At 70.3% G+C, this 23,735-nt stretch carries 25 protein-coding genes and 4 pseudogenes; 8 read left to right on the plus strand and 21 right to left on the minus strand.

Annotation, left to right across the window (positions count from 1 at the left end):
• The first annotated feature begins 182 nt into the window (after positions 1-182).
• The gene (locus tag LP418_RS08685) at positions 183-1,331 is read left to right on the plus strand and encodes a glycoside hydrolase family 16 protein (protein WP_257955987.1); all 1,149 of its coding nucleotides are present in this window, start codon (positions 183-185) and stop codon (positions 1,329-1,331) included.
• Between the two features lie 86 nt (positions 1,332-1,417).
• Here LP418_RS08685 and LP418_RS08690 read toward each other — a convergent pair whose 3' ends face one another.
• The 3 genes from LP418_RS08690 to LP418_RS08700 are packed head-to-tail and all read right to left on the minus strand — an operon-like array spanning position 1,418 to position 3,609.
• Positions 1,418-1,852 (minus strand): UBP-type zinc finger domain-containing protein, encoded by a 435-nt coding sequence (locus LP418_RS08690; RefSeq protein WP_257955988.1) that lies wholly within the window; start codon positions 1,850-1,852, stop codon positions 1,418-1,420.
• Positions 1,852-3,291, minus strand: a complete 1,440-nt coding sequence (locus LP418_RS08695) for a cation:proton antiporter (RefSeq protein WP_257955989.1) — start codon at positions 3,289-3,291, stop codon at positions 1,852-1,854. Before LP418_RS08695 ends, LP418_RS08690 begins: the two co-directional genes overlap by 1 nt.
• A gap of 12 nt (positions 3,292-3,303) precedes the next feature.
• The gene (locus tag LP418_RS08700; protein WP_257955990.1) at positions 3,304-3,609 is read right to left on the minus strand and encodes a hypothetical protein; all 306 of its coding nucleotides are present in this window, start codon (positions 3,607-3,609) and stop codon (positions 3,304-3,306) included.
• 75 nt (positions 3,610-3,684) lie between these two features.
• Here LP418_RS08700 and LP418_RS08705 point away from each other — a divergent pair, with 75 nt between their 5' ends.
• A complete protein-coding gene (locus LP418_RS08705; RefSeq protein ID WP_257955991.1) occupies positions 3,685-5,307 on the plus strand; it encodes a hypothetical protein in 1,623 nt (540 codons plus the stop codon).
• Positions 5,308-5,322: 15 nt separating this feature from the next.
• Positions 5,323-6,345, plus strand: a complete 1,023-nt coding sequence (locus LP418_RS08710; RefSeq protein ID WP_257955992.1) for a hypothetical protein — start codon at positions 5,323-5,325, stop codon at positions 6,343-6,345.
• Here the strand turns inward: LP418_RS08710 and LP418_RS08715 are convergent.
• The 7 genes from LP418_RS08715 to LP418_RS08745 form a co-directional block, all read right to left on the minus strand.
• On the minus strand, positions 6,312-6,869 hold the full coding sequence (locus tag LP418_RS08715) for a thiamine pyrophosphate-binding protein (RefSeq protein WP_257955993.1): 558 nt from the start codon (positions 6,867-6,869) through the stop codon (positions 6,312-6,314). The two genes, LP418_RS08710 and LP418_RS08715, sit on opposite strands and share 34 nt — an antisense overlap.
• The gene (locus LP418_RS08720) at positions 6,866-7,810 is read right to left on the minus strand and encodes an o-succinylbenzoate synthase (RefSeq protein WP_257955994.1); all 945 of its coding nucleotides are present in this window, start codon (positions 7,808-7,810) and stop codon (positions 6,866-6,868) included. The genes LP418_RS08715 and LP418_RS08720 overlap by 4 nt, the downstream gene beginning before the upstream one ends.
• Positions 7,807-8,619, minus strand: coding sequence for an AMP-binding protein (locus LP418_RS08725; RefSeq protein WP_336275942.1), 813 nt, complete (start codon positions 8,617-8,619; stop codon positions 7,807-7,809). The genes LP418_RS08720 and LP418_RS08725 overlap by 4 nt, the downstream gene beginning before the upstream one ends.
• Positions 8,525-8,818, minus strand: coding sequence for a hypothetical protein (locus LP418_RS08730; protein ID WP_257957316.1), 294 nt, complete (start codon positions 8,816-8,818; stop codon positions 8,525-8,527). Before LP418_RS08730 ends, LP418_RS08725 begins: the two co-directional genes overlap by 95 nt.
• A 9-nt stretch (positions 8,819-8,827) precedes the next feature.
• Positions 8,828-8,980: a hypothetical protein gene (locus LP418_RS08735; protein ID WP_257955995.1), complete on the minus strand. Its 153-nt coding sequence runs from the start codon at positions 8,978-8,980 to the stop codon at positions 8,828-8,830.
• Between the two features lie 68 nt (positions 8,981-9,048).
• A complete protein-coding gene (locus LP418_RS08740) occupies positions 9,049-9,303 on the minus strand; it encodes a hypothetical protein (RefSeq protein WP_257955996.1) in 255 nt (84 codons plus the stop codon).
• Positions 9,304-9,345: 42 nt separating this feature from the next.
• Positions 9,346-9,969 (minus strand): SAM-dependent methyltransferase, encoded by a 624-nt coding sequence (locus tag LP418_RS08745; protein ID WP_257955997.1) that lies wholly within the window; start codon positions 9,967-9,969, stop codon positions 9,346-9,348.
• 67 nt (positions 9,970-10,036) lie between these two features.
• On the opposite strand from LP418_RS08745, the pseudogene LP418_RS08750 reads away from it, so the two are divergent.
• Positions 10,037-10,634: pseudogene (locus tag LP418_RS08750) on the plus strand (helix-turn-helix domain-containing protein).
• Between the two features lie 122 nt (positions 10,635-10,756).
• On the opposite strand, the gene LP418_RS08755 reads toward LP418_RS08750, so the two are convergent.
• A complete protein-coding gene (locus LP418_RS08755; protein ID WP_257955998.1) occupies positions 10,757-11,026 on the minus strand; it encodes a hypothetical protein in 270 nt (89 codons plus the stop codon).
• A gap of 573 nt (positions 11,027-11,599) precedes the next feature.
• On the opposite strand from LP418_RS08755, the gene LP418_RS08760 reads away from it, so the two are divergent.
• The 3 genes and pseudogenes from LP418_RS08760 to LP418_RS08770 all read left to right on the plus strand — a co-directional run bounded on the left by LP418_RS08760 (position 11,600) and on the right by LP418_RS08770 (position 14,964).
• Entirely contained in the window at positions 11,600-12,772 is a 1,173-nt protein-coding gene (locus LP418_RS08760; RefSeq protein WP_257955999.1) for an MFS transporter, read from the plus strand.
• Positions 12,756-13,641, plus strand: a pseudogene (locus LP418_RS08765) (1,4-dihydroxy-2-naphthoate polyprenyltransferase). Before LP418_RS08760 ends, LP418_RS08765 begins: the two are co-directional and overlap by 17 nt.
• A 57-nt stretch (positions 13,642-13,698) precedes the next feature.
• A complete protein-coding gene (locus tag LP418_RS08770; RefSeq protein WP_257956000.1) occupies positions 13,699-14,964 on the plus strand; it encodes a GNAT family N-acetyltransferase in 1,266 nt (421 codons plus the stop codon).
• On the opposite strand, the gene LP418_RS08775 is transcribed toward LP418_RS08770, so the two are convergent.
• The 9 genes and pseudogenes from LP418_RS08775 to hemL all read right to left on the minus strand — a co-directional run bounded on the left by LP418_RS08775 (position 14,961) and on the right by hemL (position 21,129).
• Positions 14,961-15,233, minus strand: a complete 273-nt coding sequence (locus LP418_RS08775) for a DUF4229 domain-containing protein (protein WP_257956001.1) — start codon at positions 15,231-15,233, stop codon at positions 14,961-14,963. The genes LP418_RS08770 and LP418_RS08775 overlap by 4 nt on opposite strands.
• The gene (ccsB, locus tag LP418_RS08780) at positions 15,230-16,150 is read right to left on the minus strand and encodes a c-type cytochrome biogenesis protein CcsB (RefSeq protein WP_257956002.1); all 921 of its coding nucleotides are present in this window, start codon (positions 16,148-16,150) and stop codon (positions 15,230-15,232) included. Before ccsB ends, LP418_RS08775 begins: the two co-directional genes overlap by 4 nt.
• Positions 16,147-16,869 carry a cytochrome c biogenesis protein ResB gene (locus LP418_RS08785; RefSeq protein ID WP_336276044.1) on the minus strand — a complete coding sequence of 241 codons (723 nt, stop codon included), beginning with the start codon at positions 16,867-16,869 and terminating at the stop codon, positions 16,147-16,149. Before LP418_RS08785 ends, ccsB begins: the two co-directional genes overlap by 4 nt.
• A pseudogene (locus LP418_RS32865) lies at positions 16,784-17,688 on the minus strand (cytochrome c biogenesis protein ResB). Before LP418_RS32865 ends, LP418_RS08785 begins: the two are co-directional and overlap by 86 nt.
• 59 nt (positions 17,689-17,747) lie before the next feature.
• Entirely contained in the window at positions 17,748-18,503 is a 756-nt protein-coding gene (locus LP418_RS08800; RefSeq protein ID WP_257956004.1) for a cytochrome c biogenesis CcdA family protein, read from the minus strand.
• A complete protein-coding gene (locus tag LP418_RS08805) occupies positions 18,496-18,885 on the minus strand; it encodes a TlpA family protein disulfide reductase (RefSeq protein ID WP_257956959.1) in 390 nt (129 codons plus the stop codon). The genes LP418_RS08800 and LP418_RS08805 overlap by 8 nt, the downstream gene beginning before the upstream one ends.
• A complete protein-coding gene (locus LP418_RS08810) occupies positions 18,800-19,063 on the minus strand; it encodes a hypothetical protein (RefSeq protein WP_257956005.1) in 264 nt (87 codons plus the stop codon). Before LP418_RS08810 ends, LP418_RS08805 begins: the two co-directional genes overlap by 86 nt.
• On the minus strand, positions 19,060-19,737 hold the full coding sequence (locus tag LP418_RS08815) for a histidine phosphatase family protein (protein ID WP_257956006.1): 678 nt from the start codon (positions 19,735-19,737) through the stop codon (positions 19,060-19,062). Before LP418_RS08815 ends, LP418_RS08810 begins: the two co-directional genes overlap by 4 nt.
• A 76-nt stretch (positions 19,738-19,813) precedes the next feature.
• A pseudogene (gene hemL / locus LP418_RS08820) lies at positions 19,814-21,129 on the minus strand (glutamate-1-semialdehyde 2,1-aminomutase).
• Between the two features lie 283 nt (positions 21,130-21,412).
• Between hemL and LP418_RS08825 the strand changes: the two are divergent.
• Entirely contained in the window at positions 21,413-22,537 is a 1,125-nt protein-coding gene (locus LP418_RS08825; RefSeq protein WP_257956007.1) for a lytic transglycosylase domain-containing protein, read from the plus strand.
• 147 nt (positions 22,538-22,684) lie between these two features.
• Here LP418_RS08825 and hemB read toward each other — a convergent pair whose 3' ends face one another.
• The gene (hemB, locus tag LP418_RS08830; protein WP_257956008.1) at positions 22,685-23,680 is read right to left on the minus strand and encodes a porphobilinogen synthase; all 996 of its coding nucleotides are present in this window, start codon (positions 23,678-23,680) and stop codon (positions 22,685-22,687) included.
• Positions 23,681-23,735: the final 55 nt, after the last annotated feature.

The following is a 23,735-nucleotide window of genomic DNA, read 5'->3' on the forward strand; positions in this document are numbered from 1 at the left end:
GGCCAGCCTAAAGACTGTGACAACCTTCAACACGGCTCGTTGGTCAGATTGTCGAACCGCTTTCCTTCCCCGTTATGGTGTTGGCGCCCTCACGGATGCCGGGGGAACCACACGCACCCGAGACGAAGAGAGAACTCATGTCTGGACGCCGCGCAATGGCTGGAAGCCTTGTCGCGCTGCTCATGCCCGCTTCGCTGTTGATGGTCTCCGCGACCACCACCGCCGACGCTGCTGACGCACCGCTCAACACCACCAACGCCCGCAAGGCCAAGAGCAAGGCGAAGCTTGTCGCCATGCCGCAGATCGTGCAGCAGGGCAGCAAGCCGGCGAGTGCCAACTCGGCCAAGGCCGCGCTGACCGCCACGATCAAGCCGGCCAAGGCCGGTCGCCCCGTTGCACTCCGTGCAGAAGGGCAAGAAGTGGAAGACGGTCTCGAAGACCAAGCTCACGAAGAAGGGTCTCGCCGAGTTCGGTGCCCCGATCTCCAAGCGCGGCAAGGCGCTGAACTACCGCGTCACCGCTGCGGCGTACAAGGGTGCCAAGGCCGTCACCAGCAAGTCCACCAGCACCTCCCGCTGGCTGACCGCGTCGTTCACCGACGAGTTCTCCGGCTCCACGCTCTCGGGCACTGGAACCACCGCGGCCCCAACTACGAGCCCGCCAGCCTGCGCGAGTGCTCGAAGGGTTCGCCCAGTGCGGTCTCCGTCAGCGGCGGCACCGTCCGGCTCAGCGTGATCAAGGACCCGACCCGCTCCGGCGAGAAGTGCGTCGCCAAGAAGGACGGCAAGTCCACGGGCTCCTTCGCCTACCGCCTCAACGGCCACATCGGTACCGAGGGCGCCGTCTCGATGAAGTACGGCTTCGCGGCCGCTCGCATCAAGACGCACAAGCTCCGCGGCCAGCACGGCGGCTTCTGGATGCGGCCGACCGTGGCCGCGGGTGGCGACCCCCGCGCCGAGATCGACGTCATCGAGTATTTCGGCGACAAGCACCCCTCGGGCGGCCTGACGTCGTTCATCTACTCCACGAAGAACAACCAGGCCGTCAAGACCGGCTCGTGGATCAAGAACTCGACGTCGTTCCTGAAGAACAAGAAGGACGGCTGGTCGAAGAACTACCACGTCTTCTCCGTGGAGTGGACCCGGTCGGTCTACATCTTCCGCATCGACGGCAAGGAGACTCGGCGCACCAAGGTCGGCATCTCCGACCAGGAGCAGTTCCCGATCCTGAGCGTGCTCGCTTCGGACTACGAGATCTCGCAGATGAAGGGCGGCGACTCCAAGCTGCCCCAGACGATGGCGGTGGACTGGGTCCGCCTGTGGCAGGCCTGATCAACCGGGTCTGACAGCTTCACCTCATGCGGCGACGCGCCGCCCCACTCCGGTGGGGCGGCGCGTTTCGCATTCTACGAGATCCGTCAGCCGGTGAGGTGGTGCACGAAGCACCAGCGCCAGTCCTCGCCCGGCTGGGCGGACTGCATGACGGGGTGGGCGCTGTCGTGGAAGTGCTCGGTCGCGTGCTTGTGCGGCGAGGAGTCGCAACAGGCGACGTTGCCGCAGGCCGGGCAGCGGCGCAGCGAGACCCAGTGCGAACCGAGCTCGATGCACTGCTCGCACACGAGCCCGTCCTCGGCGGTGGCCACCGGTGCGTGACCGGCCGTGTCGAGGTGGTCGCAGGAACGACCGGTCGGGATGCGACGTACGCGGGGGGCGTCCGCGTCGTGGTCGGTGGTGGAGATGTCGAGCATCGACTCCTCGACGTCGAGGATGCTCAGCACCTCGCGGACGACCTCGCTCGGCACGGTGCCGGTGCTGCGGATCTTGAGCACCTTCTGGCGTTCGGCGTCGATCATCACCAGCCGGGCGCGGGCGTAGACGTCGCTGGGCGAGTCCCGGCCGGCGGTGGTGGAGAGCTGCTCCCCGGGCGGCGAAGTTGCGCTGGTCGACACGCTGCCGGATCAGGTCGTGGACGCCGTGCGGGTCGTCGTGCTCGAGCTCGTCGAGCGCGATGAACCCGGCCTTGGAGGCCTGCTGGAGCAGGGCGGCGCGGGCGAGCGCGTCGTCGAGGGGGTCTGGCGAGGGGACCTTGAGCCGGCGGGCGACCCGGGGCAGGGAGAGGCCCCGGATGAAGAGCGTGCCGGCCACGACCGTGAAGGCGATGAGGAGCAGCACCTCGTGGTGCTCGGCCGTCCCGGGGGATGATGAAGGCGGCTGCCAGCGTCACGACACCGCGCATGCCCGCCCAGCCGAGGAGGAACGTGTAGGGCCGGGGCGGGACCTGCCCGGTGCTGGGATCGGGACCCGGGCGGACCAGGGCATAACGGGCCACGAAGACCCACGCGAGGCGCAGCACGATCACCGCGAGCAGGGTGCCGGCGCACACGGCGATGATCCGTGCGGGCGAGAGCTCGCTGTCGGCGACACCGTCGAGGATCCAGCGAGCCTGCAGCCCGATGAGCAGGAAGACGGTGTTCTCCAGCAGGAAGGCGATCGTGCGCCAGTTGATCCGCTCAGCGATGCGGGACTGCGCGGTCTGGATGATCGGCGCCTTGTGCCCGAGCAGCAGGCCGGCGACGACGACGGAGATGACGCCGGAGGACTCGAGCTCCTCGGCCAGCAGGAAGGCCGCGAACGGCGTCACCAGCGAGATCGCGGTGTCCATCAGCGGGTCCGTGACGAGCTTGCGGACCTTGGCCACGATCAGGAAGACCATGAACCCGAGCGCGGCACCGCCGGCGGAGGCCCACAGGAAGTCGAGGCCCACGTCGACGGCTTGCACGCCCTCCGATGCGGCGGCGATCGCCGTACCCGGGAGGACGAGGGCGGTGGCGTCGTTGAACAGCGACTCCCCCTCGAGGATCGTGACCACCCGTCGAGGCAGGCCGATGCTGCGGCCGATCGCGGTGGCCGCGACCGCGTCCGGCGGGGCCACGACCGCACCGATGGCGATCGCGATCGGCCGGGAGATGCTCGGCACGATGAAGTGGACGAGCGCGCCCACGCCGAAGGCCGTGAAGGCGACGAGACCGACCGAGAGGAAGAGGATCGCGCGCCGGTTGGCGTTGAAGTCGACCAGCGAGGTCTGGATCGCGGCGGCGTAGAGCAGCGGCGGCAGCAGACCGAGCAGCACGACCTCGTGCTCGAGGTGGACCACCGGCACGAACGGCAGGTAGGTGCCGACGATGCCGACGGCGATCAGCAGCAGTGGCGCCGGTAGACCGAGGCGGTCGGCCACTGCCGTGCCGGTGAGGACCACGACGACGAGGGCGATGAGGAACAGGGCGATCTCCACCCCCGGAGTCTGTCAGGCGAGCGTACCGATGCCGCTCATGTAGTCGGTGGCGTAGCGCAGCGCGGCGTGCCCCTCACCCGGCGGCAGGATCACCGACGCGGCCTGCGCGAGGTAGTCGCCCTCGAGGTGCACGCTGACGTGCACGTTGCGATCGGCCGGGATCTCCCACGTGACCGGGCCCCACACGACGATGAACTGCCGCCCGTCGATGCTGGCGACGGGGCGGTACTTGTCGAGGGCGCGCGAGTTGCCGGTGGTGAGGTCGATCGTGAGCCGCCGCCGGGTGCCGGTGTGGAACTCGACGTACAGGGATGACACCGGGCGTGGTCGCGTGGGCAGAGTCAGTCGTCATGGATGTCATGGTGCCCCGGCCCGGCATGGATAATCCCCCGCGTGTCGGGTCTGGGGAGCGTGGGCAGGGTTGCCCCGGCGTTCGTCGCGCTCGTGGCCCTGCTCGTGCTGGCGGCGGGGGCGGCGGTCGCGGCCCTCGTCGGCTCCGACGACACCGTCTTCAACCAGCCCGCGGAGCTCGGCCGGGACGGCCGGCCGGTGCTCACGGCGCCCGACCTGCTCGCCTTCGAGGGCGTCACCGTCACGTTGCGCGCGTCGGCTCCCGAGGGCGTCTTCATCGGTACGGCGCACCCGGTGGACGTGGCCGACTTCGTCGGCGACTCGTCCCGGGGTCCGGCTGACCCGAGTCACCCGCACCGGGGTCGAGGCCGAGGACGTCGGGTCTGGCAACGCCGTGGCGCCGGCCGACGCCGACTTCTGGACCTCCTCGATGAGCGGAACCGGCGTCGAGGAGCTCACCCTCGATCGCGACTCGACCGCCGCCCAGTGGGTGATCGCGCCGGTGTCGGGCGTGGGTCCGACGACGGTCTCGTTCGGCATCACCGTGCCCGGCCTGTTCCGGGTGGGCGTTGGTCGCATTCGGGGGTCGGCTCGCTGGTGCTGCTGGCCTGCGTCGAGCTGCTGCTCAGGTCGCGCCGCCGTCCACCGCTCCCGCAGGGCCCGTCGGCCGCGGAGCGCATTGCGGCGTACGTCCCGGCGGACATCGTCGCTCCGACTCCCTCCCGAGGGGGCAAGCGCCGGGCGCGGCGGACCGCGCTCGCGGTGGTGCTCACCCTGTCCCCGGCCGGCTGCACCTACGAGGACCTGCTGCCGGCGAAGCGACAGTCCTCCGAGCTCGCGACCACCAAGGTCGCGCTCACGCGCGCCGAGCTGCCCGCGCTCTTCGAGTCGTACGGCGAACGGCTGCGCACCGCCATCGAGGCCGCCCGACCTCCCCGCTATCGCACGGACGCGTGGCGCCGCGCAGACACCGGACCGGCGCTGGAGAGCGACCTCTTCGCGACCCCGGTCGGCAAGCAGACCAAGCTGGGTCGGCGCTCGGTGCCGGCATACGTCGGGATCGAGGCGTTCTCCGGCCGCTTCGACTCCTACCCGATGTGGTCGCTCGTCGCCTCGAAGGAAGGCAGGTCGACGCGCGTCGACCTGTTCGCCAAGGAGGGTGTGTCTGCGCCCCGGCTGCGCGAGGCTGGCAGCATCGTGTCGCGTGACCTCCCCGATGCCGGGCGGCCCGGCCTGCTGCCCGACGCCGACCGGGCGGCCGCCGCGACCGCCGCGTGGCGCGACTACCTGCGCACGGGTGACCGCGACGACCGGCTGGCCATCGACCGGGACTCGAAGGCGTGGCGCGAGAACATCGCGGACCTCGGTGGCCGCGCGATGTTCAGCGGCTACACCGTCTCGGTCGAGCCGGGCGGGGTGTCGCGCGTGGTGAGCGTCGCCGACGGAGCGCTGGCCCCGGGTGGCGCTGCGCGTCACGACCCGCCTCGACGGACGGCGCGACCTGATGGTGCGGTGGGCGGCGCCGTACGGGAAGTATCGGAAGGCCGAGAAGGGCGTGCTGTCCTTCGCCGACCTCGCCGTCGGCGTGATCCACCTGCCCGCGAAGGGCACGCCGACGTTGCTGGGTGCGACGTTCAGCGAGGTCGCAGCGCCCTGATCCGCTGATCGAGCTCGCGGCGGTTGTCGCGCCGGACGACGACCTCGACGACCTCGATGCCGCCGTTGGGAGACGCGAGCGCCTGCTCCAGCGCTCCCGAGCGAGTCGACGCGGAGGTGCGGTGTCTTCGTGGCGGCGCACAGGCTCCCGATGTCGACGCCGTGCGGCGTGCCGAAGAGCGCGTCGTAGCGGTCGGCGAACTCCGGCGCACCCTGCTCGAGCATGGTGAAGATCGAGCCGCCGTCGTCGTTGGCCACGACGATGGTGAGGTCTGGCCGCGCCTCGCGCGGGCCGAGGACGAGCCCGGTCATGTCGTGCAGGAACGTCACGTCGCCCATCAGCGCGAGCGCCCGGGTGCTGCGGTCGCGCCCGAGCGCGGCGCCGATGGCGCTGGAGATGGTGCCGTCGATGCCGGCGAGACCGCGGTTGGCGATCACCTTGCGACGCCCGCCGACGCCGTAGCGCGGCACCATCAGGTCGAGGTCGCGGATGGGGCTGGAGGCGCCGACGAAGAGCAGCCCGCCGTCGGGCAGGGCCCCGGCCACCGCACCCGCGACTTCGTACGGCGTCAGGTCGGCCTCGTCCCGGAGCAGCGCGTCGAGCTGTCGGCCGACGTCACGGTCCGCCGCCGCCCGGGCGTCGAACCACGCAGTGTCGGTCTCCTCGGCGGTCGTGGCGCGGGCGACCGCGTGGTCGACCCTGAAGGGCCGCTCGCGCCACAGCCCGTCGGCCTCGACGTCCCAGACCTCGACGTCGTCACGCGCGAGCAGGCGGCTGATCGGCCGCGAGAGGGTCGGGTGCCCGGCGACGACGACGCGCCTCGATCCGGTCGCCGAGATCGCTGTCGAGCAGGAGCCGGTAGGTCCGCACCGCGTGGGTGCCAGTGCGCGAGCCGCTCGTCGGCTCGGCGAACAGCGGCCACTGCCCGCGCTCGGCGAGCACCCGGGCCGACGGACCGGCGTCGTCCCCGGCGACCACGACGGTGCGCGGACCGTGCGGGATCTCGATCTCGTCAGGACGCTGGCGCCGCCACGTCGAGGTCGTGATCGCGGGGACCTGCCACGAGCCGTCGGGGACGAGTGGCTCGGCGAGCTGCACGTTGAGGTGGACGGGCATGGACCAGCCGGCCGGGTGGTTGTCGATCTCCTCGCGCTGGCTCGGCTCGGCGATGTCGAGGCAGTCGAGGCCCGGAATGATCCGCACCTCGGTTGGTGGTCTGGTTGGCGGTGGTGCCGCGCAGGCTGGCCGGGCGGTCTGCCGTCACCGGGACCAACGGCACCCCTGAGTGCGCTGCCTCGAGGGCGGCTGGGTGGAAGTTCGCGACTGCGGTCCCGCTGGTGCAGATGACGGCCGCGGGACGTCCCGAGACCTTCGCCATCCCGAGCGCGAGGAACGCGGCCGTGCGTTCGTCGATGCGCGTGTGCAACCGCAGCAGCCCCGCAGCGGCTGCGTCGAACCCGGCGAACGACAGCGGCGCGTTGCGCGAGCCCGGCGCGATCACGACCTCCGTGACGCCACCGGCGATGAGCGCCTCCACGACTGTGCGAGCGAGGGCGGTGGCGTCGGTCATGGACGCAGATCCTGCCGTACGGCGCCGAGCCGGCGCTCCCAGTGGGCGACACGATCACTGGGCGCTGCCAGCCGCGCGAGCGCCTCGTCGTCGAGCTCGACCGGGGCGACCGGCAGGAAGCCGTCGACCGGGAGCAGGGGCGAGACCGCGACGTCGTCGGTCAGCAGCTGGATCGTGGCCAGCCCGCAGGCATGCTCGAGGTTCGGCAGCGCGGCGGCCAGCGCGACGCCCGCAGCGATCCCGACGCTCGACTCGACGGCACTCGACACCACGACCGGCAGCCCGATGTCCTCGGCGATCCGCAGGCACGCGCGCACGCCGCCGAGCGGCTGCACCTTGAGCACCGCGATGTCGGCGGCCTCGAGGTCCCGCACGCGATAGGGGTCCTCGGCGCGCCGGATCGACTCGTCCGCGGCGATGGGCACGTCGACTCGTCTGCGCACGGCGGCGAGCTCCTCGACGGACGCGCAGGGCTGCTCGACGTACTCCGGGCCGGCCGCCGCTCGCTCCAGCAGGCCGATCGCGTGCACGGCCTCGTCGAGGTCCCAGCCGCCGTTGGCGTCCACGCGGATCAGGCCGCCGGGGCCGAGCGCGTCGCGGACCGCTTCGAGCCGGGCAATGTCGTCGGCGAGCGTTTGGCCGCGCTCGGCGACCTTCACCTTCGCGGTGGTGCAGCCTCCCTTGCGGACGATCTCGTGGGCATCGTCGGGGCCGCACGCGGGGACGGTGACGTTGACCGGGATCCGGTCGCGGAGCGGGGCCGGCCAGTCCCCTGCGGCCGCCTCCTCCGCACATCGCAGCCGGGGCCGGGCCACGTCGTCGCCGTACTCCGGGAAGGGCGACCACTCGCCCCACCCGGCGGCGCCCCGGATGAGCACGCCCTCGCGCACGGTGATGCCGCGGAACCTCGTGCGCAGCGGGATCGAGAAGACGTGGATCATGCTCGGCTCCTGAGCGCTTGGCGATCGACCTTGCCGTTGAGCAGCAGTGGGAGCTCGGGGAGCACGACGACCTGCTGCGGCGCCCGGGCGCGCGGATGCACCTCGGAGACCCAGTCGCGCAGGCCGTCCCCCGTCCCGACCACGAACGCCACGACGCGCGTCCCCCACTCCTCGTCGGGCAGGCCGATCACCTCGACGGCGTCGATGCCCGGGTGTTCGCGCAGCCGGGCGGCGACGGCGGGCAGCGGCACGTTCACCCCTCCGCTGATCACCACGTCGTCGATCCGACCGAGCACGTGCAGACGTCCGTCGTCGTCGAGCCGACCGGCGTCGGAGGTGAGGAACCAGCCGTCCACGAGCGTCTCGGCGGTCAGCCGGGGATCTCCGTCGTAGCCCTCGAAGATCGTCGGACCGCCGATCCGGACCCGGCCGTCCGTGCCGATCGCCGGGGCCACCCCGTCGAGGGGCATGCCGTCGTAGACGCAGCCGCCGGCGGTCTCGGACGAGCCGTAGGTCGCGACGATGCGCAGGCCCGCAGCCTCTGCCCCGGCCCGGAGCGCCGGGTCGATGGGTCCACCGCCGAGCAGGATCGTGTGGAGGTTGCGGAGGGCGTCGACCCGGCGCTCGTCCTCGAGCAAGCGGTGCAGCTGGGTGGGGACGAGGGAGGTGAACAACGGCCGCTGATTGAGCAGGCGCGCCAGCGCCGTGTCGAAATCAAGGCCCGTCACCACCACCGGCTCGGCCCCGGCGAGCAACGACCGGCAGATGACCTGGACGCCTGCGACGTACGACGACGGCAACGCCAGCAACCACTGGCCCTGCGCTCCTACGCGTCGCGCTGGCCTCGACGGACGCGACGACGGCGGCTCGCGAGAGGAGGACCCGCTTCGGGATGCCGGTCGATCCGGAGGTCTCGATGAGCAACCGATCGGGATCGTCGGCAGCCAGCCGGGTCCGCAGCTGGGCGATCGCCTCCGTCGGATCGTCGGAGGGGCGGAGGATGCTCACCCGCGAACGCTATCCCGCGAAGGTCGGGGGCCGGATCGTCGCCAGCGTCGCGAGCTCGCTGACCGTCCGCATCCGGCTGCCGCTGAAGTCGCCGGCGTAGTAGCCGTTGTGCCGCCGACGGGTGCCGGCGTAGGTGCCGCTGTGCTCCTCGATGGTGAACATCTGGCTCATCTCCTGTGGTGGGACCTGCTCTCACCAGTTCCACGAACGAGATGACGCCAATACGACAACTACCGCTGCATCTCCCGGGCCATTTCGATGGCGGTGCGTACGGCGGAGGGCTCCGCGTGATCAAGGTAGGCCTCGATCTTGTGGTGCGCCTCCATGCGTGGCGGCACGCCGAAGGTCTCAGGGTGGGCCTCGAGCAGCGGCTCGCGCCGGTCCAGCGGGACGCGGATCACCAGCGTGTTGGGGTCGTGCAGGCGTACGACCAGACGATCACGGACGTACCACGCCGGCCGCGTCTCGGTGCCCTTGCGCTTCACACCGGCCGGGGGACTCCGCGTAGCTGCCCACCTCTTCCGGGGTCACCCCGCCAGCGTAGGCCGACGACGAGCCCGGACGACGACGTCGTGGATCTGCGAATCATTCATCGACCGGTGCGACTCCTCGGCGGTGTCAATCTCCCAGACCTCGGCGTCGAGGCGGCCGGTGATGTCGGCGGCCGTCACCGACGCCTCGGCGGGCGGGCCGTGGTCGTGGCCGTGGCCGTGGCCGTGGTGGAGGTGACCGACGATGAGCAGGGTGCCGCCGGGCGCGACCCACGACGCGATGCGGTCGTAGAACTCCAGCTGCGGCATCGCGGGGTGCGCATAGTGCGTGGTGACGAGGTCGTACGGCGACTCCGGCTCCCACACGGACAGGTCGGCCTGCACCCAGTCCACCCGATCGGCGACACCGCTGGCAGTGGCGCGCTCGGCCGCCGTCTCGAGGGCCTCGGCCGCGACGTCCGCGCCGGTGACCTGCCACCCGTGCTGGGCGAGCCAGATCGCCTCCGCCCCGGCACCGCAGCCCGCGTCGATGGCGCGGCCCGGGGTCAGGTCGCCGACCTGCCGGACGAGGTGCGGGTTGGCCGGGCTGGTGCCCATGGCCGTGGCGCGATCGCCGTGCCAGATCTGGTCCCAGTAGTCCTTGTCGAACGAGTGCGTCATGTCCACCATGGTGACCGGTGACAGGCGGATTCTGCAAACGTTGTTGCCGAATGGCAAACTCCACTCCATGGACGACTCCACCGACCGCACCCTCGACGCCGTGGGACCACGTCTCAAGCAGCTGCGTCAGCGACGCGACATCACCCTGAGCGGCCTCGCCGGCGAGACCGGCATCTCGACCAGCACGCTGTCCCGGCTGGAGGCGGGCCTGCGCCGACCCACGCTGGAGCAGCTGCTCCCCTCGCCCGCGCGTGCACGGCGTCACCCTCGACGAGCTCGTCGATGCCCCCGAGACCGGCGACCCCCGCATCAACCTGCGACCGATCCCGACCAGCGACGGCCGGACGGTCCTGCCGCTGAGCCGCCGGCCCGGCGGCATCCGGGCCTACAAGTTCATCCTGCCGACCGGCCGCGACGACGCCGAGCCCGAGCTCCGCACGCACGAGGGCTACGACTGGGCCTTCGTCCTGAACGGTCGCCTCCGACTCGTCCTCGGAGAGCACGACCTGATCCTCGAGCCCGGCGAGGCCGCCGAGTTCGACACCCGCACCCCGCACTGGTTCGGGGCCACCAGCTCAGGACCGGTCGAGTTCCTCAGCCCGGTCGGCAAGCAGGGCGAGCGTGCGCACGTGCGAGCCGCGCCGAAGTCACGAGGCAGCAGCTAGACGGCAACCACTCGCCGTACAGAACCGTCAAGGCAACGCTCCTCCTCGCGCTACCGAACAGTCGGGGGCGTTCAGGGCCCGAGGACCCCCTGACTCTTCGGTAGCGTCAGCGTGCGCGGATGTCAGTGAGACTCGGTCTTGTCGAAGGGGTCGACCGGCAGGTCCTGCGGGTCCACGATCGCGGGGTCCACGAACTGGTGCGCGTCGCCCATGAACGTGTGGACGAATCCGCACCGCACGCAGATCACACCCTCCGCCGACCGGTTGAGCCAGTCGAGGTCGAGGAACGTCATGCCCGTCGTGGTCATCTTGATCTCGCGACGCGCGAACATCAGGCCGCTGCAGACGTGGCAGGCGAGGAAGGTCTGGGTCGGTTTCACGAAGACGTGCACGACGCGAGCGTACGACGACAACGGTCCGAGCTTGCGTCTACTCGGACTCGTCGAGGCAGCCGTCACCTTCGTGGTGAGCGTGCCGGAGGCTGCCTACCTCCCCGATGGTGGCGGCACATTGCGAGCTTGGGCGCTATGACTCTGCAAGGTGCCGCCACCCCCGCGGGCGGCGGCGCTGATGGTGGCGGCAAATCGCGACTTCGGCCGGGCTGAACCTGCAAGGTGCCGCCACCACCGAGTCACCAAGGAAGCCTCTCGCCGGAAGATGGCCGTCGGGAGCCACTGGCCACAAAAACTCCGCGACGAATGTCGGCGTCACAGGGAAGAATGACCGGCGATGACCATCACAGACTCGGGTCCGCGCCAGCGCTGGATCGACAAGGCCAAGCCGCCCTCCCCACTGGCAGGGCGATTGGCGACCCAGTCGCTCATGTTCGCGCTCGGCGAGGGCACGTTCATGACCGGGTCGGCTGTCTTCTTCACGCAGGTCGTGGGCCTGAGTGCCGCCCGGGTCGGCCTCGGCCTCACCATCGCGGGGTCTTCGGGTTCGTCATCGCCTATCCCCTCGGGCGCGTGGTCGACCGCGTGGGCGCCAAGAAGTGCTGGGCCATCAGCTCCGCCGGGCAGGCTGCGATGTTCGCGCTGTGGCCGTTCATCAACGACTTCACCGGCTACCTCATGATGGCGATCGTCTTCGAGATGATCGGCGGGCTCGGCGGGGTCGCCCACGGCGCCTACACGATCGATGTGCTCCCGCCCAAGGAGCGCGTGACCTCGCGCGCCTACATGTATTCCGCGCTCAACGTCGGCTTCACCCCAGGATCCGCCGTCGGCGGCATCGCGCTCGCCTTCGAGTCGATCACGCTGCTGCAGATGGTGCCGTGGTTCACCGCGGCGGTGTTCGTGGTCAACGCGTTCAGGATCGTGGGGCTCCCGGACGCCTCCCACGACCTGAAGACCAAGGAGGAGAAGAAGATCAGGATCGCCGGCCCCGGCCCGATGAAGAACGCCGGCTGGCTGCTCACCGAGTTCTTCGCCGGCACCCTGTGGACCAACCAGGTCATCCTCAACTTCGTCATCCCGCTGTGGCTGGTCGAAAAGACCGACGCCCCCAGGGTGGTGCTCGCCTTCCTCTTCGGCACCAACACGGTGATGTGCATCTTCCTGCCCCTCGCGGCCGCTCGCGGGGTCAAGGACACCCGGGTCTGCCGTGCGCTGATCCGCATCTCGACGGTCTTCTTCATCGTCTCCTGCGTGATCACCCTGTCCACGCACGAGTCCATCGGCTGGCTCACGATCGCGCTCTTCTTCGTCGGCCACGTCACGCTGACCGGCGCCGAGCTGTTCCTGTCCGCGGCCAGCTGGACCTTCGAGGCCGAGCTCATGGACCCGCGGCGCCGCGGCGAATACCGGGGCGCCTCGGAGCTCGCCGGCACCCTCGGTCGGGTCTGGGCTCCGGCGCTCTACACGTTCCTCGCGATGAACTGGGGCGCCACCGGCTGGCTGATCATCGCCGCGATCGTCACCGTCGCAGCCGCCGGGCTGCATCCTTCCACCAAGATGGCCCGCGCCTTCCTCGAGCGGCACGTGCCCGCCGACGTCCTCGCCGACGCGACCGCGTCGGGACCCGAGGAAGCAGCACCGGTCGGTCCGCCGACGGTGGAGCAGCCCGCCGAGCCGGGCGGGGTCAGCCCCCTGTCACAATCCATCGGTGGCACTCAACCCCTCCGTGGCAACAGCGACTGACTGGCTCGCCGGCGCCCGTCCCCGCACCCTGCCCGCTGCCGTCGCGCCCGTCCTGACGGGCACCGGCATTGCGGCGTACGTCGATGAGCCGGTCTGGTGGAAGGCCGCCCTCGCCCTCGTGGTCAGCCTCGCGCTGCAGGTGGCGGTCAACTACGCCAACGACTACTCCGACGGCATCCGCGGCACCGACGACGAGCGCGTCGGGCCGATGCGGCTGGTGGGCTCGGGTGCGGCCACACCGAAGGCCGTGAAGACCGCCGCGTTCCTCGCGTTCGGCGTCGCCGCCGTGGCCGGCCTCGTGCTCGCCGCCACGACCGCCCGGGTGGCTGGTCGCGGTCGGCGTGGTCTGCGTGCTGGCCGCGTGGTTCTACACCGGCGGCTCCAGGCCCTACGGCTACCTCGGGCTCGGCGAGGTGATGGTCTTCGTCTTCTTCGGGCTGGTCGCCGTCATCGGCACCACCTACGTCCAGACCGAGACCTTCGAGCTTCTTGCGCTGTATGCCGCAGTCGGCATCGGCGCCCTCGCGTGCGCGATCCTCGTGGTCAACAACCTGCGCGACATCCCCACCGACACGATCGCCGGCAAGCGCACGCTGGCCGTGGTGCTCGGCGACGAGCGGACGCGCTACCTCTACGCCTTCCTCGTCGGTGCGGCCGCCGTGGCCGTCGTGGCCGTCGCCGCCGCGTCGACTTGGTGGTGCCTGCTCGGGCTGGTGTTCGTGCTCCGACTGCTGCCGGCCCTGCGCACGGTCCTCGGCGGGGCCACCGGACTCGGCCTGATCCCGGTGCTGCAGCAGACCGGGATCGGGCAGCTGATCTGGGCGGTCCCGGTCGCCGTACCCCTCATTGTCCTGAACCTCGGTGGTTGAGGAAGGCCGAAGGCCTGTCACGAAACCGAGGTTGCCACGCTGGCTAGCGTGGACGCCGTGGACTACGACTTCGCGACCCTCGACCTCGCCGACGAGTCCGAGGCGGCTGTCGCACGCCGCCGGGGCTGGCTGGGCGCCGTGCAGCGCGGCTTCCACAGTGGGCGCCCGGACGAGGCGTTCGAGAAGCACTGGCTGACCCACGTGCGCGCCGACGACGTCGTGTGCGCCGGGGCCCGGCTGCCGGAGGGTGAGTTCGGCGCCGGCCCGGTCCCGGTCGCGACGTTCGCCCACTTCGACAAGACGCTCAACGCCGGGCACGAGCTGCTGCCGTTGCGGATGATCACCGACGTCACAACGAGCCCGGCCCACCGTCGCCGAGGGCTCGTACGCCGACTGATGGAGGACAACCTCGCGGACGCCGTGGCCTCCGGGATCCCGGTGGCGGCCCTCACCGCCAGCGAGGCGACGATCTACGGCCGATGGGGCTTCGGGGCGGCGACCTTCGCCCAGAAGATCGAGGTCAACACCGGTCCCCGGTTCGGTTTGCGCGCCTTCGACGACCCGGGTCGGGTCGAGCTCATCGAGCCGCCCGAGTCATGGCCGATCGTGAGGGGTGTCTTCGACAAGTTCCACGTCGCGAATCGCGGGTCCGTCGACTGGCCGCAGTTCTACGAGGTGCTGCACACGGGTGCGTTCGACTTCAACGAGGGCGGCCCGGACAAGAAGCTGCGCGGGGCCGTCCACCTCGACGGAGACGGAACGGTCGACGGCGTCGTGCTCTACAAGGCGGACGGTCAGGGCCGGGAACGCAAGATCGACGTCACCGAGATGATGGCGCTGACCACGACCGCCGGCCCGGCCCTGTGGAGCTTCCTCGGCGGCATCGACATGGCCCAGAAGGTGACCTTCGGTCTCGCGCACCCCGACGACCCGCTGCAGTGGGCGCTGACGGACATCAACGCCGTCAGCTACACGGCGAACAGCGAGTTCCTCTGGGTGCGCATCCTCGACGTCGAGCGCGCCCTGACCGCGCGACCGTGGGCGGTCGACGGTCGCGTGGTGCTGGAGGTGGAGGACGACCAGAGGCATGCCGCGGGCCGGTTCACCATCGTCAGCGAGGGCGGCCACGCCAAGGTGACGCGCACGGACGACGGTGCCGAGGTCCGGGTGAGCGCAGAGACGCTGGGGTCGCTCTACCTCGGCGGCGCCCACGTGTCGGCGCTGCGCCGGGCCGGTCGCGTGCAGGGCAGCGACGACGCGGTCACCCGGTTCGCGGCGATGGCGGACCTCGCCGTACCGCCGTACAACCTGACCGGCTTCTAGTCTCCCCGGTCTCGGTCTTCGCGCGCCTTGCGCTCCTCGAACTTCGAGGCGGCACGGGCGGCGCGCTCCTCGACCTTCTTGGCGAAGGCGATGCGCTGGCGGTTGAGCAGGAAGTAGGACAGCACGCCGGAGACGGCGAACGCGATGACCAGCGGCCACAGCGCCGGCACGCGACCCTCGGTGAGCAGTGACCAGATCAGCGTGACGGTCAGCAGGCTGGCGACGAAGAGCAGGATGCGCAGCCCGGTGTAGACGGCGAATTCCTTCACAGGGGTGCCTCCATGGACGTGGTGGTGGTGTCAGCCGCGTAGGAGTGCTGGCTGGTGGAGCTGAAGAAGTTGATGCCGATGAAGTTGAACCACAGCGTCGCGAGCCCGACGAGGGCGACGATCGCGGCGTTGCGACCCTTCCAGCCGGCGGTCGCGCGGGCGTGGAGGTAGGCGGCGTAGACGACCCGGGTGATGAAGGCCCACACCTCCTTGGGGTCCCAGTTCCAGTAGGAAGACCACGCCCGGTGGGCCCAGATCGGCCCGGTGATGAGCACCGCGAAGGTCCACACCGGGAAGCCGAAGGCGTGCATGCGGTAGGAGATCCGGTCGAGCGAGGTGACGCCGGGGAGCCGGGCGAGGTAGCCGCGCTCGGCGGTCGAGCGCTCCTTGAGGAGGTAGAGCACCGATGCGATGCCGCCGAGGGTGAAGGCACCGGTCGCGATCACGGCGGAGACCACGTGGATCACCAGCCACGGCGAGTAGAGCGCCTCGGTCAGCGGCGCGACCGGGTCGTAGAGCCAGATGACCGCGAGCATCATCATCGACAGCACGAAGGCGACCACGAGCGGGCCCATCCAGTCCAGCGCGAAGCGACGCAGGAAGAGGAGGTAGAGCAGGCCGACGAAGAACGTGCCGGAGAGCGTGAACTCGTACATGTTGCCCCACGGCACCCGGTTGGGGTCCGCGGCCATCCCGCGCGCGAGCAGGGCGACGAAGTGCACGCCCACGCCGATGACGGTGAGGAGTACGGCGAGGCGCGCGGCCATCGCCGCACGACCCGTCGTGACCTCGACGTCGGCCGGCAGCTTGCGCAGCGCCGCCCACTGGACGAGGTGCGCGAGCAGGGCCAGGAAGTAGACGACCCCACTGGCCGCGACCGCCCGGTTGCTCAGCGCTTCCCACGATGCGTTTGTCACTGCTTTTCCTTGTCTGTGGTCTTCAGCGACTCCATGATCGCGGCGAGCTCGAGCTCGCCGCGCTCGGGGTCGCCGCCGTTGCTCCGGTCGAGGGCGCCGAGATCAATGAGCGTCTCGCCGTCGTCGGACCGCCTGACCCGCACCCACACGCGGCGCGGGCGGATGAAGAGAGAGCCGAGCAGGCCGACCAGCGCCATCACGACGCCGGCCAGCGCGACCAGCTTGCCGGGGGTGCGGCTGATCTGGATCTTGTTCCAGCGCTCGATGCCGTCGAAGGTGACATTCCCCGGGCCGTCCGGCAGGTCGATGGAATCGCCTTCGCGCATGTCGAGGCGGAAGGGCTTGCCGTCGGCCTTCACGACCTGCTCGGTGTTGCTCTTGTCGAGGACGTAGATCGACTCGCCCGTGTTCACCTCACCGGTGAAGACCGACAGCGAGAGCAGCGGGTTGACCAGGTCCCCGAAGCTGGAGCGCGGCAGCCCGTCGCCCAGAGCGAACGTCGGGTAGAAGTCGCCCTCCAGCCCGATCTGGGCAGGCTCTGCGAAGGCGGCCTTCACGACGCCGAACGACGCGAACGTCTGGTCGACCGGCAGGAAGACGGTCGGCCCGCTGTAGGCCACGTCGCCGTTGCCGTCACGCACGGTGATGACGGGCGCATACCCGTGACCGATCAGGAACACCTCGGTGCTGCCGATGGTCAGCGGGTGGTTGACCTTCAGGTCGTACTCCTTGACCTCGGAGTCGGGCGTCTCCCCGGTAGTCGAGCGTGCTGACGAACTTGCGCGCCATGCCCGCCCGCGGCCCCTCGGTCAGCCAGTCGACCCGGAAGTCCTTGACCGTGAACGAGAAGGGCTCGAGGTCCTCGCCCTTGAACAGGCTGCCCGGCACGAAGTCGTCGTACTGCGTGAGGTCGTTGGAGAAGCCCTTGCCCTCGATCACGATCACGCCGCCCTTGTAGCCGTACAGCCCGCCGACCGCGAAGCCGACCAGCACCACCAGCACGGACAGGTGGAAGACGAGGTTGCCGGCCTCGCGCAGGTAGCCCTTCTCGGCGGAGACCCATGGGTCGTCGGTTGAGCCTGTCGAAACCACGACTCGGTAGCGGCGCCGCTTCAGCTCCGCCGCTGCCCGCTCGAGCACGTCGTCGGGAGCGTCTTCTGTCGTGTACGTCGCGTGCTCGGGCAGCCTCGACAGGTGCCGCGGCGCCTTGGGGGCTCGGCCCGCAGCGCCCGCCAGTAGACGGCGGTGCGGGGCACGATGCAGCCGACGAGCGAGATCATCAGCAGGATGTAGATGGCCGAGAACCACGGGGAGTCGTAGACCGAGAACAGGCCGAGCTTCTCGTACACCGGGGTCAGCTTCGGGTGCGCGTCCTGCCAGCGCGAGGCACCGAGCGAGTCGACGTCCTCCTGCGGCACGATCGAGCCGGGGATGGCGGCCAGCGCCGAGGAGCAGCAGCAGCACCAGCGCCGTACGCATCGACGTGACCTGGGCGCCACATCCAGCGACCGAGCTCGCGCGTTCATGTCGGTCGGCATCGGGGTTGCCTGCCGGTCGCGGCCTCCGGTGTCCTTCACCTCGGGTTCGCTTCGGTCGCTCACACCGCGACCTCGAAGTCGCTGATCAGCCTGATCTGCAGCCACTGCACGACCCAGTCCCAGGCGCCGGTCACGAGCAGGACGCCGATCAGCACGAGCATCAGGCCGCCGATCCGGGTGACCCACTGCTGGTGACGCCGCACCACCGCGAAGGCGGACAGGGCGCGACGGTAGGCCAGCGCCGCGAAGATGAACGGGAGGCCGAGACCGAGCGCGTAGACGGCCGAGAGGAGGGCGCCGCGCGCGGCTGTCGCCTCCTGTGCCGACAGGCTGAAGATGACGCCCAGTGTCGGGCCGACGCACGGGGTCCAGCCGAGGCCGAACAGGAAGCCGAGGAACGGCGCGGCCACGAGTCCGACGGCCGGCACCTTGTGGAAGCGCACCTCACGCTGGAGCAGCGGCACCGAGCCGATGAACGCCAGCCCCATCAGGATCACGAAGACGCCGAGCACGACATTGAGCTGTTGCACGTGCGCCGACAGCCAGACGCCGAACTGGCCGGTGATCGCACCCGGGGCCACGAACACGACCGCGAAGCCGAGCACGAACAGCACCGAGCCGGCGAGCATCCGGCCGCGGCCGTGGCGTCCCTCGGCGAGGTCGGCGCCGGAGATGCCGGTGGCGTAGGACAGATAGCCCGGGAGCATCGGGATCACGCACGGTGAGAAGAAGGAGACGAGGCCAGCCAGCAGGGCGACCGGAAGAGCCAGCAGGAGCGAGCCAGAGGCCGCGGTCTCCCGGAACAGATCACCCACCGGATTCAACCTCGAGTTCCTCGACCACGTCCACCGGGGTGCCGACCGACGGCAGCGCACCGAAGATCGCGGCGGCGATCCGGCCCTCCTCGTCGAGCACGAACGTCGTCGGCGGCGACCGAACCGGCACCACCTCGGAGAAGGAGAGCAGCGCCTTGCTGTCGGGGTCGTAGATCGACGGGTAGGGCACATCGTAGGAACGCACGAAGGCCTGCGCGTTCTCCGCGGACGTCTCCCGGATGTTGATGCCGACGAAGTCCGCGGTGTCCGCGAGCTGCTCGGCCGCTTCCACCAGGTCAGGTTGTTCGGCCACGCACGGCGAGCACCACGAGCCCCAGACGTTGACCACGACGAGGCGGCCACGATGGTCGGCGAACGAGATCTCGTTGCCGTCCGGGTCGTCGCCGGTGACGTCGATGGGCTTCTCCCGCGCCGCCGCCGGGATCTGGGTGACGGTCCCGTCCCGGGGAGATGTAGCCCTTGTCGCCGGTGCCCTCGAGCGAGGAGCAGCCGGTCGTGAGGACAGCGAGAAGGACGAGCAGCGAGACGAGCTTGGTCACGGGCGGTCTTCCGGCTTGGCACCGCCGGCGGAGAAGGGCGCCGAGCGGTCGCCGACCGGGATCAGGTCGCCGGCCGGCTCGGAGTAGACGACCTGCGTCAACCGGTCGCCGTCGAAGTGCAGCGAGGTGACGGAGCAGAGCGTGCACTGGCGGCTCTTGGGGTGGTGGAGGTAGGACTTCTTCTCCACGAAGAGCCGCGTCGTCCAGATCGGCAGCTGGTGGCTCACGATCACGGCTTCGTGCCCGCGGGACGCCTCGCGCGCGTCGTCGACGGCCGCCATCATCCGGGCCGCGATATCGTCGTAGGGCTCGCCCCATGACGGCTTCAGCGGGTTGTAGAGGTGCCTGAGCAGGGCAGGGTTCTTGAGGAACGTCTTCGCGCCCCCGCCGAAGCTGACGCCCTCGAACTTGTTGGCCGACTCGATCACCCGCGGGTCGAGGAGCGGCGTGAGCCCGCGGGCGGCGGCAAGCGGCGCGGCCGTCTCCTGCGCACGCTCCAGCGGCGACGTACGGAGGTGGACGATGTCGCGGTCTCCCAGCGCGGAGCCGATGCGCTCGGCCATCGTGCGGCCGAGGTCAGAGAGGTGGAAGCCGTCGCGGCGGCCGTAGAGGACGCCCTCGGGGTTGTGCACCTCGCCATGGCGGAGCAGGTGGACAACAGTCTTGTCACTCATCCGTGTACTCGCTTCGCTCCGTGCACGGATGAGGCACCACGCACACTGTGTTTGTTGATTCGTTCGCTTCGCTCACTCATGCGTTTCCAATCACGGCAGCGGCGGCGCGCGCAGCGCCCGGGAGTGCGTCGAGGACGGTCGAGACCGCGCGGTCGTCGTGCGCGGCGGACACGAACCACGACTCGAAGGCCGATGGCGGAGAGGTAGACCCCCGCGTCGAGCATCGCGTGGAAGAAGGCGCCGAACGCCTTCGTGTCCTGTGCCGAGGCACCGGCGAAGTCGGTGACCGCACCGTCACGGAAGAACACCGAGAACATCGTCCCGGCCCGTTGTACGGCGTGGGGCACGCCGGCGGCGGAGAGCGCATCGGCCACGGCGGCCGTGATGGTGTCGGCGGTGGCCGACAGGTCGGCGTACACGTCGGGCGTGGCAAGGCGGAGCGTGGCGAGACCGGCGGTGGTGGCGATCGGGTTCCCCGAGAGGGTGCCGGCCCGGTAGACCGGGCCCTCGGGCGCGAGCCGGCTCATCACGTCGGCGCGACCGCCGAAGGCGGCGGCCGGGAAGCCGCCACCCATCACCTTGCCGAAGGTCATCAGGTCGGGGGTCCAACCCTCGACGGCGCCGTCGAGGCCCCAGCCACCCTCGCGGGTGGCGCGGAAGCCGGTCATCACCTCGTCGCTGATGAACAGCGCGCCGTGGTCGCGACACGTCTGCGCGAGGAAGCCGTTGAAGCCGGGCTCCGGCGGGACGACGCCCATGTTGCCCGGCGTCGCCTCGGTGATCAGGCAGGCGATCCGGTCGCCGTGCTCCGCGAAGGCCTTCTCGACCGCGTCGCGATCGTTGTAGGGCAGCACGATCGTCTCGCCGGCCGCGCTGGCCGGGACACCGGGTGTGCCGGGCACGGCCGTGGTGGCGAGGCCGGAGCCCGCGCTGGCGAGGAGGGAGTCGACGTGACCGTGGTAGCAGCCGGCGAACTTGATCACGATGTCGCGGCCGGTGAAGCCGCGAGCGAGCCGGATCGCCGACATCGTCGCCTCGGTGCCGCTCGAGACGAAGCGGACCTTCTCGACCGGGGTGCGGGAGACGATCTCCTCGGCCAGCTCGACCTCGGGCTCGGTGGGCGTGCCGTAGGAGGTGCCGCGGGTGACGGCTTCCAGGACGGCTGCCTGCACCTCGGGGTGCGCGTGGCCGAGCAGCATCGGGCCCCACGAACAGATCAGGTCGACGTACTCGTTGCCGTCCACGTCGGTCAGCCACGCGCCACGGGCACTGCGGATGAAGCGCGGGGTGCCGCCGACGGCGTTGAACGCGCGGACGGGCGAGTTCACACCACCCGGCGTCACCGCTCGGGCCCCGCTCGAAGAGCGTGCTGGACAGGGGGACGGGACGCATTGTCACTGCGTCATTGTCCCTTGGACGCCAAGCCATCTCGCACCGGGTTTGGAAACTGGCGTCATGGCCACGGGTTCCCGCCGTCTCAAGGGTGGCTGGAGGGGCCAATTGTGTCCGCCGTCACAGCGGGGTGTCGTTTCGTAACTCCCTGTGACAACATTCGTTGAGAGCCATGCGCGTGCTTGAGGGAGTCGCGTGCACGGATTCCGAGCGTTACCCAAATGGGAGTTTCCAGACATGCCAGCATTCAGCCGCCTGCACAAGGCCACGGCGATCATTCCGCTTGCGGGTACTCTCCGCGGCCCGGACCGCCAGCCTGACCGGTATCGGCGTCGGCTCGGCCAGCGCCGACGAGGCACCGACCACCCTGCCCGACGGCAGCACCGTGCCGACGCAGGCGATCGAGGCTCCGGCCAGCGTCTCCTCCCCCACCTCCGTGGCCCCCGCGGCAGCGACCGGCGACACCAGCCAGATCATCGCCACCGCCTCGACCAGCGGCATCCCGTCGGCCGCGCTCGCCGCCTACCAGCGCGCCGAGGCCGTGATCAACACCGCCGACAAGACGTGCGAGATCCCGTGGCAGCTGATCGCGGCCATCGGCCGGGTCGAGTCCGACCACGGTCGCTTCGGCGGCAACACCCTCAGCGACGAGGGCGTCGCCCAGCCCGGCATCTACGGCATCGCGCTCAACGGCAAGAACAACACGCAGAACATCCTCGACACCGACGCCGGTCAATACGACTCCGACACCAAGTACGACCGCGCGGTCGGCCCGATGCAGTTCATCCCGTCGACTCGGTCGGTCGTCGGCGTCGATGGCGACAACGACGGCAAGCGCAACCCGCAGGACATCGACGACGCCGCGCTCGCGACCTCGGTCTACCTCTGCTCGGGCGACGACGACCTGTCGACCGACCGGGGCCAGCGCGCCAGCGTCTACCGCTACAACCACTCCAACGACTATGTCGACTCGGTGATCTCGATCATGCAGGCCTACATGGACGGCGACTTCACGTCCGTGCCCAACGGCACCACGTCGGCCGGCGTCTTCCTGCCCAACACGACCGGCCCGACCAACGCGCCGGCTCGCACGGGCAACAAGGGCCGGGGCAAGGCCATCATCCGCAGTGGCTCCAAGACGCCCACCGCGACGGCCACGCCGACCGCCACCGCCACGCCCACCGCGAAGCCGACGCCGACCCCGACGCCGACTCCCACGCCGACCGCGACCAAGACCCCGGTCCTCCCGGTCCCCACGACGCTGCCGCCGCTGCCGACCACCTCGGTCACGCCGCTCGACCGTGTGCTCACCGTCGCGCAGGCCACGACGCAGTGCGTTGCCAGCGGCATCTCGGCGCTCGACCCGGAGGCGTTGAACGCCTGCGTCGCCGACCTGATGGCGCCGTAGTCACTCGATCAACCACGAAGGCCCGCCGGTTCTCCGGCGGGCCTTTGTCGTGCCGAGTCGGCGCAAACCAACCACCGAGTCGGCGCAACTCACGCCGACCCGGCGTGCAACTTGCGCCGACTCGGCGTGCAACTTGCGCCGACTCGATCAGCGAGCGAGCAGGCGGGCCGCGTCGGCGGCCCAGTAGGTCAGGATCACGTCGGCACCGGCACGACGGATCGAGGTGAGCGTCTCGAGGACGGCGGCGTCGCGATCGATCCAGCCGTTGGCGGCAGCGGCCTCGACCATGGCGTACTCCCCCGAGATGTTGTACGCCGCCACGGGCACGTCCACCGCGTCGCGCACGCGCGCCACGACGTCGAGATAGGCGAGCGCCGGCTTCACCATCACGATGTCGGCACCCTCCGCCACGTCGAGCAGCGCCTCACGCACGCCCTCGCGGACGTTGCCCGGGTCCTGCTGGTAGGTGCGCCGGTCGCCGTCGAGCGAGGAGTTCACGGCCTCGCGGAAGGGACCGAAGAAGGCGGAGGCGTACTTCGCGGAGTAGGCCAGGATCGAGACGCCGGAGTGTTCGGCGGCGTCGAGCGCCTGCCGGACCACCGCGACCCGGCCGTCCATCATCCCGCTGGGTCCGACCATGTCGACGCCGGCCTCGGCCTGCGCGATGGCCATCTCGGCGTACGCAGCAAGCGTCTTGTCGTTGTCGACCTCACCGTCGGGCGTCAGCAGCCCGCAGTGCCCGTGATCGGTGAACTCGTCGAGGCACAGGTCGCTCATCACGGTCAGGGTGTCGCCCACCTCGGCGACCACGTCGTTGATGGCGAGGTTGAGGATGCCGCTCGGGTCGAGGGCGCCGCTGCCGACCGCGTCCTTCGTCGTCGGGATGCCGAAGAGCATGATCCCGCCCGGGCCCAGCTCGGCCGCCTCAGCGGCTGCCTTCTTGAGCGAGTCGCGCGTGTGCTGGACGACGCCCGGCATCGTGGTGATCGGCACCGGCTCGGTGATGTCCTCGCGGACGAACACCGGCAGGATCAGCTGGCTGGCCCGGACCGTCGTCTCGCTGACGAGGCGCCGGATCGCCGGGGTACGCCGCAGTCGTCGCGGCCGGATGACCGGCCCGGTGATCTCGTTGACTTCGTCCACAATTCCCCCTCGGGTCCCGTTTCAGCGGTGAGTCAGCCACATTCTGCGAGCTGCG

This window comes from Nocardioides sp. B-3 (assembly GCF_024703895.1).
Classification (GTDB): Bacteria; Actinomycetota; Actinomycetes; order Propionibacteriales; family Nocardioidaceae; genus Nocardioides.